Genomic DNA, 13,951 nt, shown 5'->3' with positions numbered 1-13,951 from the left:
TATGCAAGAACACATTATTGATTTATCTGAACGTTACGCTCTTAAGTTAAACGAAAACCACGTTTACATCCTGTACAAAATTGAACTCAATGAAAACGGCACTTACCAGCGTAAAGGCGGAGCAGTATGTAAGGATTTGCCTTCCTTGGTGGATAAGCTGATTTACTGTGAATTGATGAATGAGAAAGTAGAAACTCTTGAAGATATGCGTAACGTGCTACATGCCATTCACAGTGAAGTAACACGCATCGCTGAAATTCAAGCTACTTATGCGCAGGCATAAACCCTTTTTTATCTATATCTATTAATTTAATTCATACAAAATAAATATTTATGACTAAATTTAATCTAGAGCAAGCATTACAAGGTGCGCCAGTCCGTCTTAACAACGGTTTTAAAGCTTATATTTTTGCGGATGTGAGCTTGCTTGCTATTAACGAACCATACCCACTGATTGGCGGATATGCCTATTCGATCCGTTCATTTTACGACAATCAAGAACATCAACGATTCGAAGAATGCCGTTGGGCAAAAGACGGCAAATGTGATCGTTTAAGCGCATTAGGGTCGATAGCTGGGATGTGGGAAGATTAGCTATGCAATCAATGTGGGAACAACAACGCAACAACAACCTCACTGCCAAAAATGCACACATGGCGGTGGTTGCCTGTGAACGTTATCAAGCCGCAGAAAATGGGCATAAATTTGACCGCACTTTACTGCCTTTTGATGAAAGCCGCTATACGCCACTGCAGCTAGAATTGTTCGCCACTAATCCAGCTGATTTTGAGTTTATCGAACAAAAACTTGAAAACCTACCTCGCCAACGTCAGCGTGAATATTTCCGTAAACTTTATCTTAAAGCCTATCGTTCTGTAAAAGACGATGGCTCGATTGCATTTGCCCTCGGTAATAAACAACGCCGCCACGCCAATGATTATTTACGCGATGTCTTAGATGTGCGCTTACAAAAAGTCTTTTCACAGTACAACGTGAACGTAGATTTTTTGCAAGCGTTCATCAACACCCCGCAATGGTTGCTATCCGTTAAAGATGAAATGCAACAAGCCGTGCAGTTCTCCGCCCTGCCAACACGTGAAGAGCTAGCAAAACACTACAATGAGTTGCATTACAGCGGATTCCGTTTTCAAGTGTTCGGCATCCAACAAAAGCAAAAACAATTACCTTTCTATTTAATCACCGAAAGCAAATTGAAAAAAATGGCGTATGAAATGGCAACGGCATTTATTCGATTTCAATGCGATTGTTCCCACTTTTTAAAAAATGGCATTGAAAACGACAACGAGGGCGACATTCAAGGCTATTTCTATCAGCTCTATAAATGGTGTGGCGAAATTGCTCTTTCTGCGGGTTTCAAAATCCCTCACTGGGAAAAAATCGAAAACGACAAACACATCAAAGCCGAACATATTGACAGCACTTTAATTCGCCTTACGTGCGAAAAATGGTGGTTTAAGCAAATGCGAGACATACAAAAACGTATGGTCGAGCATATCGCCATTGCCTGTGGCGAGGTGCGCGCCAATGCCGCCAGTTATATCTCTAATCAAAGTTTCCAGGAATGGCAACTCCAGCAACGCAAGAATCACGATTACTTGCGTGCGATGATTATTGAAAACATCGACAACCCAGAAGAACAGGTCGAGCTTTTCGATATGTTCTTAAAATCATCCTCTAACCCCGCATTACGTCGTAATGAAATGATGGTGCGTTTGCGTGGTTTGGAAGAATGGGCAGAAGAAAACAACAATGAAGCCTTATTTTTAACTCTCACTGCGCCATCATCATTCCACGCAGGAAACGGCAATAAAAAATGGTCGGGTGTTAATCCACGAGATACGCAAAACTATCTAAACAAAGTATGGCAACAGTTCCGTGCGTTATTGTCGAAACGTAATATTAAATTTTATGGTATGCGTGTGGCAGAGCCGCACAAAGACGGCACACCACACTGGCATGCGCTAGCTTATGTGCCTGCAGAACATAAAGAAGAAGTCATCCGCTTATTTAAACAAAAAGCTCTAGAGTTAGACGGCAATGAAAAAGGCGCAGCAGAACACCGTTGCAAAGTGGAAGAATGCGATAAAACAAAAGGCAGCGCAACGGCTTACATTGCGAAATACATTGCGAAAAATATTGACGGTTTCGCTCTTGCTGGCGAAGTCTCAGACGAAGACCCGACACTAAGCCTACACGACAACGCATTGCGCGTTCGTGCATGGGCGAGCCGTTGGAACATTCGTCAGTTCCAATTCTACGGGGGCGCATCCATTTCTGTTTGGCGTGAATTGCGCCGATTAATCAGCGGGCAAGCCGATGATGAAATTATCAATAAAGCCCAAGCAGCCGCAGGCATCGCGAATGACTATGCGGCATATATGGAAATTCAAGGCGGGGCACTTGCTAAACGTACTGATCAACCCATCAAGCTCGATTATGAAACTAAACCTGCTAATAAATATGGCGAACAACGCAAAGCCATTATTGGTTTAGCGAATAGATTCAGCTTAAAACAAGTCATTTCACGCACCAAAAAATGGCAAATTAAAAAACGCCCACAAGATTTTGCACAACGCACAGAATCTATAGTTGAGCGTAGCTCAACCGCTAACAATAGCGCACGCAGTGCGCCTTGGACTTGTGTCAGTAACTGTAACCGCTCAATTATTGAGCAGAAGATCAAATTACTGACACAATCGATCTGCGCACCCCTTAGCGCACAAAAATTAGACTATTTATTCAAGTATAAACGGCTAACCATAGATAAATATACAGCCATAGAACTCACCGAAAACGATGTGCAGTTAGTGAAACGGAATCAAAACATGATGACGTCGCTTTCCCCTGTGCCAAGAAACCTTCAAAAACTCAAAGATTTTCATAAAAAACAACGTATTCAATAGGAGAAAACGCAAATGAATAAAAGAAAACAGAAACAAATCCGCCGAATCTTAGCGGCAAAACGGGTGGAAAAGTGCGGTCAAATTGATCTGAAAAATTTACAAGCGCAAGTGTGGGATCTTGCTGTGCAATCGCAACAAACCGCAAGTTGGGTAAAAACACAAGGCGAAACTAATCGTCTTATTTGTCGCTATTTTTCAAAAGAAGTCGCACGGCTTGAAAAACAGAATATGCCAAATCGTCTTGAATTAATCCTATTTGCGATTACTGCTGGGGTTATTAGTGGGGTTGTTGGCTTTATTGTACGTATTATTTAAGAGGTAAACATGAAAGAGTTAATAACAAACATTGAACAATGGGCTAAAGATCGTAATTTGATTGAGGGTTCTACACCGCAGAAACAAATGCTAAAACTTATTGAAGAATATGGCGAGCTTACTTCAGGCGTTATTAAAAACAATGCTGAAAAAATAAAAGATAGTATTGGTGATTGTCTTGTTGTTTTATCAGTCCTAAATTCTCAGTTCAAAAAATGTGGAGAAGTTTTTAAATTTGATAAGTATTTAACAGAAATATTATCTCTGGAATTAGATTCTAACCATGGACTTAATAAAGAAGAGGTTATTATTGATGGACTAAGAGCTCTGCATGGTATAGCGAATTTAGAACATCGATTTGGCAGAAGACATGATGATTTTCTCTTTGATTTTCTTCTCGTTCTACGATTTATTGCTGATGAAACCAGTATGAGATTAGAAGAATGTATGCAAGCCGCTTGGGATGAAATCAAAAACCGCAAAGGACGCATGATTAATGGCGTATTTATTAAAGAATCAGACTTATAAGGCAGAAATGATGACTAAATCCAACACCAAAAAATCAGACAAAGACTTATGGGCTACACCTTGGTGGGTTTTCCATTATGCAGAACAATATTTCAACATCAAATTTGATTTAGATGCGTGTGCAATGGAACATAACACTAAAGTGAAAAACTTTATCAGCCCAGAACAAAACACGCTAACAACAGATTGGCAAGGACGTTATTGTTGGATGAATCCGCCTTATAGTAACCCGTTGCCGTTTGTGTTGCGTGCTATCCAGCAAAGCGTGTTACATAACAAAACGGTGGTAATGTTGCTTAATGTGGACGGATCAACAAAATGGTTCGATATGTGTGTGCGTAATGCAAAAGAAATCGTGTATATCACCAATTCTCGTATCCCTTTCATCAACAACGAAACAGGCGAGGAAACAGACCAAAACAACAAACCGCAAATGTTGGTGCTATTTGAGCCAAAAGCACCTTACGGCAGTTTGAAGTCGTCTTATGTGTCGTTGCATACGATGAAAGAATCAAATAATAAAAAATAACCCATATAACTCTAAAAAAACTTGAAAATCAAAAATAATAGAGTTATAATAACTCCATAAATTAATAAGAAAGAGGATAAATGAATAGTGCAAAAATAATTAAACAAATTGAGGATGACGGTTGGTATCTTGTAAATGTTGTCGGTAGTCACCATCAATTCAAGCATCCAACAAAGAAAGGACGAGTTACAGTTCCACATCCCAAAAAGGATTTACCAATAAAAACGGTAAAAACAATATTAAAGCAAGCGGGGATTTAAAATCCCCCTTTATTGAAACTATTTTTGATTATTCAATTTTTTATAATAAGTAAGGAAAGATCATGTTATACCCAATCGGGATAGAAATGGGCGATGAAAATCACGCATACGGTGTGGTTGTGCCTGATGTACCAGGCTGTTTTTCAGCTGGTGATACATTAGAAGAGGCATTCATCAACGCAAAAGAGGCAATAGCCTTCCATATTGAAGGCATGTTAGAAGATGGAGAGGAAATTCCGCAGCCAACATCCTTGCAAGAGCATGCTAAAAAACCAGAGTATGAAGGCTTTACGTTTAGTTTTGTGGATGTAGATTTAACTCACCTAATGGGGAAAGCCGAAAAAATCAATGTAACCTTACCTAGTCTTTTAATTAAACGCATTGATAGCTTTGTAGCAACGCATCCTGAATATAAAAACAGAAGCAACTTTTTGGCGCAGGTGGCCACAAATAAGTTACTCGCAGCATAAAAATAAAAGCCGCTATTTCTAGCGGCTTTTATTCATCTAATATCTTTCTTAAATTGGCTTTTTCTTCTTCTGAAAGTTTTCCTAAAACTAGTTCAAGTAATTTATCTTTGGTTAATTTGCTACTTCGTGTTGTGTGACCAAATTCCATATTCATGACAAATCTGTGACCGCACAGGGGGTTTTTACACGCACAATAATATCTTGTAAATTCACTGTGTATTCGTTCAGATCTTTCGATAACTGATTTCGAATTGCAAACAGTGCAGTAAATATCTGTTATTCTTGCCATTTTCCCCAAAGCCATCACAAAAAATAACTGCAAGTAATTATATCAATGAATGGTTTTTTGTACAGGCTAAAAACAAAGATTTATTTTGCGAAATTTTGTTCGCGGAACTTGATTTTTAATAAATTTTTGATTTCAGGATCTTGATTTATTGTTTCTGCAATAATCTCTTGTAATGGCATCACTTCATCATAGTGATACACTTCACGATATTTCAACGGATCGCCAAGCCCGCCCGTATTTGTTGGGATAATGCCGCTTAAACCTGCAGGGAATCGGTGTGCGGTTAGCACATCTTGTGCAGAGATGTTTTTGATATTCGCAAATTCATCTTTTGTCCCAGTGTCGCCAATCGGAATCACTTTTAACCCGTCAGGATGACCGCCCGCAATATTCACAAACATAGAGCGGAAATTACCCACGCCTTTAGATTCACTGATTTTTTTGGCTATTTCTTCTTCCATTTCTTCGGTTAAATCGGGATCAGTGGAGTACAAAATAAAGCCCATATGTGCCCCGTTGCTGAAATAGCGGCGTCGGAATACAGTCGCATCAGAATTTAGCAATGCCGATTGAATACCGCCTACATAATCGGGCGATCCATAAACTTGTTGCATAGGGTCGTAAAGTTTAATGAAGATAATATCTTTCGCATCATATCGATAGATTTCTTGTGCGGTATCATAAAGCGATTTTTTCATTAAATAGGAATAGCCGCCATCTTTGCGCACGCGCAAATAAAGGCTGGAAAGTGGAACTAAACGTACTACTTGCCCAAACCCATTACGCACTTTTAAAAGCCCCACATCCCCAAACTGAATTAAGTTCAGGCAAAGTGCGCGCATATCCATACGAGATAATGCTTTACCGCCCTCATAGGTTGCACTGACCATATTTGCACGGCTATGTAATATGCCACCGTGTTGTGCGTTTTGATGGGGTAATTTTGCGAGTGCATGGCGATTCACTGGTGGTAAATAGCAATTGTAATTTTCATCAAAGCCTATGCCGACATAATCTAGTGCAGGCGAGGCACTGATTTCATTTAATGAAAAAGTGCGGTCATTAATTGGGGCAATAACAATCCCTTTTTTATTGTCTGTTTTTACATTAGTTTTCATTTAGTACGCTCCATCTGCGACGTTTGCGAGGTTTATCACTTAAGGATTTTTTATTAATGGCGTTACAAATGGCAAAAAACACATCGGCGTGCTGTGTTTTCACAGTGCGTTCAGCCGTGAACGTCATTGTATTACCACTTTTGGTTGATTGGTGCTTAATCATTAAAAAGCTCGGTACAATATCTAATTCGCTTTCGCTCCACTCAATTTGCCCATGCTCAACCAAATCATGTACTTTCAGCACCATACCTGTTTTACTTTCGGGGTTGTAAATAATGGCAGTGGCGGCACGGCGTGCAAATTCTTTTACTAATTCATAAACTCCATAACCGACACCCGTCGCATCGATGCCGATGTAGGTCATATTGTATTTTTCATAAAGGGCGCGTATTTGATTGGCTTGATAGACATAGGAAAGTCCATTCCATTGATAGCGTGCAAGCAGACGATATTTTTCACCAGGTAACGCAGGTGGGGCAATAATCACAAAGCTAGCTCCATCGCCACTGTGTGCGGGGTCGAATCCGCCCCAAACTTCGCGATCACCAAAAGGGCGATCCGCTTTCGGGTTAAAGTCTTTCCATTTCGAAATATCTACACCACATTTTAAAAGTTGATGAACGGTGAAAATAGAATCTGCATCATCAATCCAAACGCACATATAAAGCTGATTGAACGCATATTTGCTATAGCGTTGTTTCAGTTTATCAATATTAAATAACGTATCAGCACCGCCTTTTAGTGCATCTTCAATCGTCACCACATAACGCCACTGACCATCGGGGCAAAGTCGCCCACCGTCACGCAATTCTGCAAAAGTTGGGAATGGCACGTTTTTGCGTTTAGGGTCGCCATCTCGCCAGTTATCTCCACTCCAGAAAGAATAGGATTCATGGAATTTGGAAGAGGGCGTACTGAAATAGGTTTCACGCCATTTTTCATGCGTTGCCATGGCTGATGCCACGTCATTGAATCGCTGAAAGTCGCGAATCCACGCGTATTCATCGCCGTACACGTGGCCGCTATTCCCTTGCGACGTATTTTTGTTGGTCGATAAAAAATGCAGTTCCGCGCCATTGCTTAAAATAATTGGGTTGCCAGTCAGCTCAACACCGAAATATTCCCTCGCCATCTTCACAATGTAATTTTTAAAGATTTCTGCTTGCCGTTTACTGGCGGATAAGAAAATTTGATTGTCACCGCTGAAAATCGCATCTTCCAACGCTTCAAAACTAAAATAATAGGTCGCCCCAATTTGGCGCGATTTCAGAATATTGCGCACATCGTGGTGCTTGTTAGCGCGGATGTGTTTTTGATAATCAAACAACGAATCAATAAACGGCTGGCACATTTCGGGGGTAACGTGGGAAACATCATTTTTAACCCGTTTTTTCTTCTTGCGCTCATCGCCGTCACCACTATCAGCAAAGGCGCGCTCATTGCCAGAAACGTCCGTAGAATTGACCGCACTTTTTGCCGTCACTTTAGCTACCGTTGCGGCACGTTGCTTTTTATACTGAATATCTTTATCGATCAGGGCTTCAAGTTCTTTGATTTCTTGATCGCTTTTATTTTCACGTTCTGTCAGCGTAATAATGCGTAACGCAATTAATTCTTCAATCCCGCTTTCGCTGATTAAATTGCGCCAGTTGTATTTTTCCGCCCAATAGTAAATCGGGCGTGTGCTATTTAAACCTAATTCTTCAGCGATCTCTTTCGGCGTGTATTTTTTTAAATATAAAAACTTTGCCGCATAAATCACTTCGTCATCGTAGCGTTTTGTTTTTCTTTTTCTTAGCTTGGATTCAGTCATTTTTTATCTTGCTGTTGTTTTGTGGATGTATTGTGGCAACAAAAACAGCAAAAATTTAATGGCAAGATTTGGATATCTTCGGATATAGCACGTTATCCGCCTATATCCTACGATATCCAAATTTTGCCCCGTGATTTTGCAAAAAAGATCAGCAAAAATGACCGCACTTACGCAAATAAAGCGCAACACAGGCATTTCTAAAATGAACAAATCAAAACTAAAAACTGATTTTATTTGTATCGCTACATCGGGCTACACCGTGGACGGCCGCCAAATCACCGCCCAAGAGTTGCACGAAATGGCAGAAACCTACGATCCCGAACATTACACTGCGAATTTATGGCCAGAACATCGCCGTTATTTCAATTGTGGCGAAGTGTTAGAAGTGAAAGCAGAAGAACAAGAAAATGGCGAAGTGAAATTGTTCGCTATTATTTCTCCAAACCAACAATTGCTAGATTTTAATCTGGCAGGTCAAAAATTATTTACCAGTGTTGAAATTGCGCAAAATTTCCGAAATTCAGGTAAAGCCTATTTATCTGGTCTAGGGGTAACAGATAGCCCTGCATCAGTAGGTACAACCAAACTTGATTTCTTTAATAATCAAGAAAAGGTGCAGTGCAGTGAATTTATCAAAGTAGATTTTTCCGCAAAAGAAGATGTTGAAGAAGAAAAGGCATTCCGCACCTTAGCGAATGTTTTTAAAAAGTTATTTTCATCTTCTATCCAAACGGAAGAACAACCAATTCCCAATAACAACAATAATAAAGAGGACGATGCAATGAACAATAAACAGTTCGAGCAATTAATTGATGCGGTGAATGGTTTAGGCGCAAAAATTGACAATCATTTTTCAGCCAAAGTAGAAACCAAAGAACCAGAAAACAAACCAGAAGAAAAGAAAGATGAACAACCGCAAAGCGTAACAGCAGAGCAGTTCAATCAACTTTTAACAACGGTTCAGGCGTTGGATAAAAAATTCAACGAATTAAGCCAAGAGCAAACCACTGTGCCAAGCGGTGTACCAACAGTAGAAAGCGAAAATGTGTACAGCGTAAACGGCTATAACATCGACTTATCAAAAGGATTCTAAATAATGAATAAAACAGCTTATTACGCTCTTGCAGCGGCATTGGCTAAACATTTTAATCAGCCAATGGACTCTATTTTACGTGGTGAAAGTTTCTCACTTACAGCACCTGAAGCAGCATTATTGGGCGAAAACATTCAACAGCGTTCTGATTTCTTAAAGCAAATTAATATGGTGCAAGTGTCTAATATTAAAGGTCAAAAACTCTTTGGGGCAACTGAAAAAGGCGTAACAGGACGTAAGCAAGGTGGACGTAATTTAGCCAGTCTAGATCATACTCAAAATGGCTTTGAATTATCAGTCACTGACAGTGGCGTTATTATTCCATGGTCAATGTTTGATTCATTTGCTATTTTCAAAGATCGACTTGTTGAGCTTTATAGCGAATATTTCCAAAACCAAGTTGCATTAGATATTTTACAAATTGGCTGGAACGGTCAAAGCGTAGCGGATAATACAACTAAAGCAGATTTGTCTGATGTGAATAAAGGCTGGTTGAAACTTTTACAAGAACAACGTGCGGCCAACTTTATGACCGAATCTACAGAATCCTCAGGCAAAATTACCATTTTTGGTGATAACGCCGATTACGCGAACCTTGATGATTTAGCCTTTGACTTAAAACAAGGCTTAGATTTCCGTCATCAAAACCGTAATGACTTAGTCTTCCTTGTTGGTGCTGATTTAGTTAGCAAAGAAACTAAACTCATCCAGAAAAAACACGGTTTAACCCCTACCGAAAAAGCCGCATTGGGTTCACATAACTTAATGGGGTCATTCGGTGGAATGAATGCCATTACCCCGCCAAACTTCCCAGCACGTGCTGCAGCAGTGACAACGCTTAAAAACTTAAGTGTGTACACCGAGGCTGAAAGTGTACGTCGCTCTTTACGTAATGATGAAGATCGCGCAGGCTTAATTACATCTTATTACCGCCAAGAAGGCTATGTTGTGGAAGATTTAGGTTTAATGACTGCTATCGACCACACCAAAGTGAAATTAAATGGTGAAGCATAGGAATTAACACTAAATGGGAATGCGAGATTTTCAACGCCAAATGCAGGCATTAGCAGACATTAATCAAGTATCAGAGAGCATTACACAACAAAGTGCGGTTGCGACTCACGGTAATGATTATGCCGTGCTGGAAATTGCCTTACAGAATGACGTAAACGCCGTGCGCGCATTCCCGACACGTGCCGAAAAATTAGACTATAAACGCAACCGATTTTTGCCAAAGTGGTTGCCGTTTGTGAATGAATATTTAGATAAAGGGGCAATTTATCAGAATGATTACTTGGTTTATTGCATTGTGTATTTGTTTGACATTGCTGATTTTGACCGAGCCTTGTCATTGGCTGAAAAAGCAATTGAGCAGAGTCAATCTATGCCGCAAGGGTGGCAAACCACATTGCCAAACTTCGTTGCCGATCAAATCTACAACTGGACAGATAAAACAGCCGCAGCGGGTCAATCCGTGGAGCCATATTTTTCACAAACTTTTAAAAACGTGGCGACGGCGTGGAAGTTGCACGAAATTGTCACGGCGAAGTGGCTCAAATTAGCGGCGGCACTGCTTTTACGCAGTCCACAAGGCAAAGTACAAGCCAGTGGCATTGATGATGCCGAAACACTTGTGCTGGCTATTCAATTATGTAACCGCGCTTTCCAACTCAATCAGAAAGCGGGTGTAAAAAATATAATTGAGCGTTGTGTCATGCGTTTAAACGCATTGGCAAAATCGGGCGATTACGACCCGAACCGTCTTCCCCAAGTGGCGGGCTTGAGTTTGGAACCAAGCCAAATTGATTTTGATCTTGTGATTGAAAAACTCACTGCCCGCCCACTCCAAAACAGCGAGGAAGGCAATGTTTAACGGTAGAACGCAAGATTATGATGACACTGTCATCACCAATAACGGCTTTTGGTCGGATATTTATGTGGAAGAGTTTCAAAAGCAACGGGCCATTCCGTTGCAAATCCCTGTGGAAATGGTGAAAACGGCACTCATTGCCGCTATGCAAGGCGTTAATTTGGATCTTGCCGAGGTTGAAGAAAATCACCGTAAAAGTGCGGTCAATTCTGTGCAAGAAATTTCAACACAGTGGGTTAATGGCGAAAATTACGCCGAAACCTTGTACAAAAAAGCGGTGTTTGCCCGCGCCAAAGCGGAGTTACTCCCAGAATTTAACACTCTTTCAGGGCGTGAAATTCACCAAAACCGTGATTACGTGACCGAGCAAAAAAGCCTATTGGCAGAAGCAACCCACGCTATCCGCACATTGAAAGGTAAAAAACGGGGATCGGTATGGCTGCTGTAAAGAAAATGCGCTATCAGCAACTGACGGAGTTTTTACTCACAAAATTGCCGAAACGTTATCACGGGAATTTTTACAGCTGGATTGAAGACGGCAAATTATTGAATGAAGGGCGACAAGTCACCGAAAACGGCATTGAAGTGTGCCACCTTTCCTATAACGGTGTATTTCACTTTGAGGCTTTGCCATTCAACGAAATTTCCCCCGCTTATCTAATGGCGCATATTCAAGTGTGGGTAAACGAAAACGATCCAATGCGTGATGTATTGGATGAAAGTGAAATCCCATTTGATTTAGACATTATCGACGATAACACGGCAGATTTAATCTTTACTATCGCTTTCCGTGAGCCACTGACGGCAATGAAAGATAGCGAAGGCGAATTAAAAATTGATGATGTGAATTATCGTTTAGATGAAATTGAAGTTTTCACGGCCGAAGAAATTGACGTTGTCGTAAGGGTTGAACATGAACATCCGAATGGGGATTGATAAAGACGACTTAAAGAATTTCTTGAAAGATCTTGAAATCATCAGTTTGCCCGATAAGAAGAAACGTGAAATTTTAATCCGCTCTTTGCAAATGATTAAACGCCAAGCGGTGAAAAGTGCGGCAAACCAACGTAACCCGATGGGCGGAAGTTGGAAGAAAAGAAAAAACGGCACAGCAAAAATGCTACGCCGAATTGCAAAGTTAACCAATAGTAAAGCAGAAAAAGCACAAGGCGCATTGTTTTATAAACAAAAACGAACAGGCGAAATTGCGCAAGAACACCAAGAAGGGATTCCACACTTATTTAAAAAAACGGAATTTACTGGCAAAAATAAAGGCGGCATTGGGTCAGACCCTTGTACCTTGCGCCAAGCAAAGAAATTAAAAGATTTAGGTTATACCGTGGCAAACGGTAAAACAAAAAACGGCAAGGCGAAACGCCGTAAGCCAACATTAAGCGAAATCCGCAGCACCTTATCACGTGCGAAAGCCAGTTTGATTATTCGTAAACTGGAAGAAAAGAACGGTATGAATCCGAGTAGACATTTAACGCAATGGATAATTCCAACGGAAAAACGCTCATTCTTAGATACACGTGAAGAAGAAAACGCCAAGATTATTCTGGCGGAAATTCAAAAATATACTCAAAAACAACAATAAGAGGACAGTAAAGAATGTTCCCATCTGTACAAATTAACGCCCTTAATCAGTTAAGTGGCGAAACCAAGGAAATTGAACGCCACGCATTATTTGTTGGCGTAGGCACCACTAATCAAGGAAAGTTATTGGCATTAACGCCCGATTCTGATTTTGACAAAGTATTTGGCGAAACCGATACCGACTTAAAAAAACAAGTGCGTGCGGCAATGCTTAATGCGGGTCAAAACTGGTTCGCACACGTGTATATCGCACAAGAAGACGGCTATGACTTTGTCGAATGTGTGAAAAAAGCCAATCAAACCGCCTCTTTTGAATATTGTGTCAATACCAGATATTTAGGCGTAGATAAAGCAAGTATTGGTAAATTGCAAGAATGCTATGCAGAACTACTTGCTAAATTCGGTCGTCGTACTTTCTTTATCCAGGCTGTACAAGGTATTAATCATGATCAATCTGACGGTGAAGCATGGGATCAATATGTACAGAAACTTACCACTTTGCAACAAACCATTGTCGCCGACCACGTTTGCTTAGTGCCTTTATTATTCGGCAATGAAGCAGGCGTATTGGCAGGGCGATTGGCAAATCGTGCCGTCACAGTGGCAGACAGCCCTGCACGAGTACAAACAGGCGCGTTAGTGAGCCTAGGCAGTGCCAATAAACCGTTGGATAAAGACGGTAACGAGCTTACTCTTGCGCATTTAAAATCCCTTGAAACAGCACGTTATTCCGTGCCTATGTGGTATCCCGATTATGACGGCTACTACTGGGCGGACGGTCGCACGTTAGATGTAGAAGGGGGCGATTATCAAGTGATTGAGAACGTTCGTGTGGTCGATAAAGTGGCGCGTAAAGTGCGTTTATTAGCGATTGCGAAGATTGCAGATCGATCTTTTAACTCCACAACATCAAGTATGGAATATCACAAAAATTATTTCGCCAAACCGCTTCGTGATATGAGCAAATCCGCAACGATCAACGGCAAGGATTTCCCAGGCGAATGTATGCCACCTAAAGATGATGCCATCACTATTGTGTGGCAAAGCAAAACCAAGGTGACAATTTACATCAAGGTTCGCCCTTACGATTGCCCGAAAGATATTACGGCAAATATTTTCTTAGATTTAGACAGCTTAGGAGAGTAA

General features: G+C 40.7%; 18 protein-coding genes. 15 read left to right on the top strand and 3 right to left on the bottom strand.

All coding sequences use genetic code 11. The features are described from left to right. The first annotated feature begins 1 nt into the window (after window position 1). The 8 genes from DV434_RS04165 to DV434_RS04130 all read left to right on the top strand — a co-directional run bounded on the left by DV434_RS04165 (window position 2) and on the right by DV434_RS04130 (window position 5,026). On the top strand, window positions 2-283 hold the full coding sequence (locus tag DV434_RS04165; RefSeq protein ID WP_116972963.1) for a hypothetical protein: 282 nt from the start codon (window positions 2-4) through the stop codon (window positions 281-283). A 50-nt stretch (window positions 284-333) separates the two neighbouring features. Continuing rightward, entirely contained in the window at window positions 334-594 is a 261-nt protein-coding gene (locus DV434_RS04160; protein WP_118785091.1) for a hypothetical protein, read from the top strand. Window positions 595-596: 2 nt separating this feature from the next. Next, complete coding sequence (locus DV434_RS04155; protein WP_118785090.1) at window positions 597-2,924, top strand: replication endonuclease; 2,328 nt, start codon at window positions 597-599, stop codon at window positions 2,922-2,924. A 12-nt stretch (window positions 2,925-2,936) separates the two neighbouring features. Then, window positions 2,937-3,239, top strand: coding sequence for a hypothetical protein (locus tag DV434_RS04150; protein WP_118785089.1), 303 nt, complete (start codon window positions 2,937-2,939; stop codon window positions 3,237-3,239). 9 nt (window positions 3,240-3,248) lie between these two features. Further along, window positions 3,249-3,767, top strand: a complete 519-nt coding sequence (locus DV434_RS04145; RefSeq protein ID WP_118785088.1) for a MazG-like family protein — start codon at window positions 3,249-3,251, stop codon at window positions 3,765-3,767. Window positions 3,768-3,777: 10 nt separating this feature from the next. After that, window positions 3,778-4,296 carry a phage N-6-adenine-methyltransferase gene (locus DV434_RS04140; protein WP_118785167.1) on the top strand — a complete coding sequence of 173 codons (519 nt, stop codon included), beginning with the start codon at window positions 3,778-3,780 and terminating at the stop codon, window positions 4,294-4,296. An 80-nt stretch (window positions 4,297-4,376) separates the two neighbouring features. Continuing rightward, window positions 4,377-4,556, top strand: coding sequence for a type II toxin-antitoxin system HicA family toxin (locus tag DV434_RS04135; RefSeq protein ID WP_118785087.1), 180 nt, complete (start codon window positions 4,377-4,379; stop codon window positions 4,554-4,556). 62 nt (window positions 4,557-4,618) lie between these two features. Continuing rightward, window positions 4,619-5,026, top strand: coding sequence for a type II toxin-antitoxin system HicB family antitoxin (locus DV434_RS04130; protein WP_118785086.1), 408 nt, complete (start codon window positions 4,619-4,621; stop codon window positions 5,024-5,026). A gap of 28 nt (window positions 5,027-5,054) precedes the next feature. On the opposite strand, the gene DV434_RS11060 is transcribed toward DV434_RS04130, so the two are convergent. The 3 genes from DV434_RS11060 to DV434_RS04115 form a co-directional block, all read right to left on the bottom strand. After that, the gene (locus tag DV434_RS11060; protein WP_118785085.1) at window positions 5,055-5,315 is read right to left on the bottom strand and encodes an ogr/Delta-like zinc finger family protein; all 261 of its coding nucleotides are present in this window, start codon (window positions 5,313-5,315) and stop codon (window positions 5,055-5,057) included. 80 nt (window positions 5,316-5,395) lie between these two features. Continuing rightward, entirely contained in the window at window positions 5,396-6,433 is a 1,038-nt protein-coding gene (locus tag DV434_RS04120) for a phage portal protein (protein WP_118785084.1), read from the bottom strand. Further along, window positions 6,423-8,246, bottom strand: a complete 1,824-nt coding sequence (locus tag DV434_RS04115; protein WP_118785083.1) for a terminase ATPase subunit family protein — start codon at window positions 8,244-8,246, stop codon at window positions 6,423-6,425. Before DV434_RS04115 ends, DV434_RS04120 begins: the two co-directional genes overlap by 11 nt. 202 nt (window positions 8,247-8,448) lie before the next feature. Here DV434_RS04115 and DV434_RS04110 point away from each other — a divergent pair, with 202 nt between their 5' ends. Genes DV434_RS04110 through DV434_RS04080 form a run of 7 tightly spaced genes read left to right on the top strand, consistent with a single transcriptional unit; the run spans window position 8,449 to window position 13,951 of the window. After that, the gene (locus DV434_RS04110; protein WP_118785166.1) at window positions 8,449-9,339 is read left to right on the top strand and encodes a GPO family capsid scaffolding protein; all 891 of its coding nucleotides are present in this window, start codon (window positions 8,449-8,451) and stop codon (window positions 9,337-9,339) included. Window positions 9,340-9,342: 3 nt separating this feature from the next. Next, entirely contained in the window at window positions 9,343-10,353 is a 1,011-nt protein-coding gene (locus tag DV434_RS04105; RefSeq protein WP_118785082.1) for a phage major capsid protein, P2 family, read from the top strand. Between the two features lie 13 nt (window positions 10,354-10,366). After that, a complete protein-coding gene (locus DV434_RS04100; protein WP_118785081.1) occupies window positions 10,367-11,212 on the top strand; it encodes a phage terminase small subunit in 846 nt (281 codons plus the stop codon). Continuing rightward, window positions 11,205-11,657: a head completion/stabilization protein gene (locus DV434_RS04095; RefSeq protein WP_118785080.1), complete on the top strand. Its 453-nt coding sequence runs from the start codon at window positions 11,205-11,207 to the stop codon at window positions 11,655-11,657. The genes DV434_RS04100 and DV434_RS04095 overlap by 8 nt, the downstream gene beginning before the upstream one ends. Continuing rightward, complete coding sequence (locus DV434_RS04090) at window positions 11,645-12,145, top strand: phage tail protein (protein ID WP_118785079.1); 501 nt, start codon at window positions 11,645-11,647, stop codon at window positions 12,143-12,145. The genes DV434_RS04095 and DV434_RS04090 overlap by 13 nt, the downstream gene beginning before the upstream one ends. Then, the gene (locus DV434_RS04085) at window positions 12,123-12,806 is read left to right on the top strand and encodes a hypothetical protein (protein ID WP_118785078.1); all 684 of its coding nucleotides are present in this window, start codon (window positions 12,123-12,125) and stop codon (window positions 12,804-12,806) included. Before DV434_RS04090 ends, DV434_RS04085 begins: the two co-directional genes overlap by 23 nt. Window positions 12,807-12,820: 14 nt before the next feature. Beyond that, entirely contained in the window at window positions 12,821-13,951 is a 1,131-nt protein-coding gene (locus tag DV434_RS04080) for a DUF2586 domain-containing protein (RefSeq protein WP_118785077.1), read from the top strand.

This window comes from Haemophilus haemolyticus (assembly GCF_003493685.1).
Lineage (GTDB): Bacteria > Pseudomonadota > Gammaproteobacteria > Enterobacterales > Pasteurellaceae > Haemophilus > Haemophilus haemolyticus_O.
Note: the sequence above shows the minus strand (reverse complement) of the source record. Positions and strands in the feature narration are given on the sequence as shown.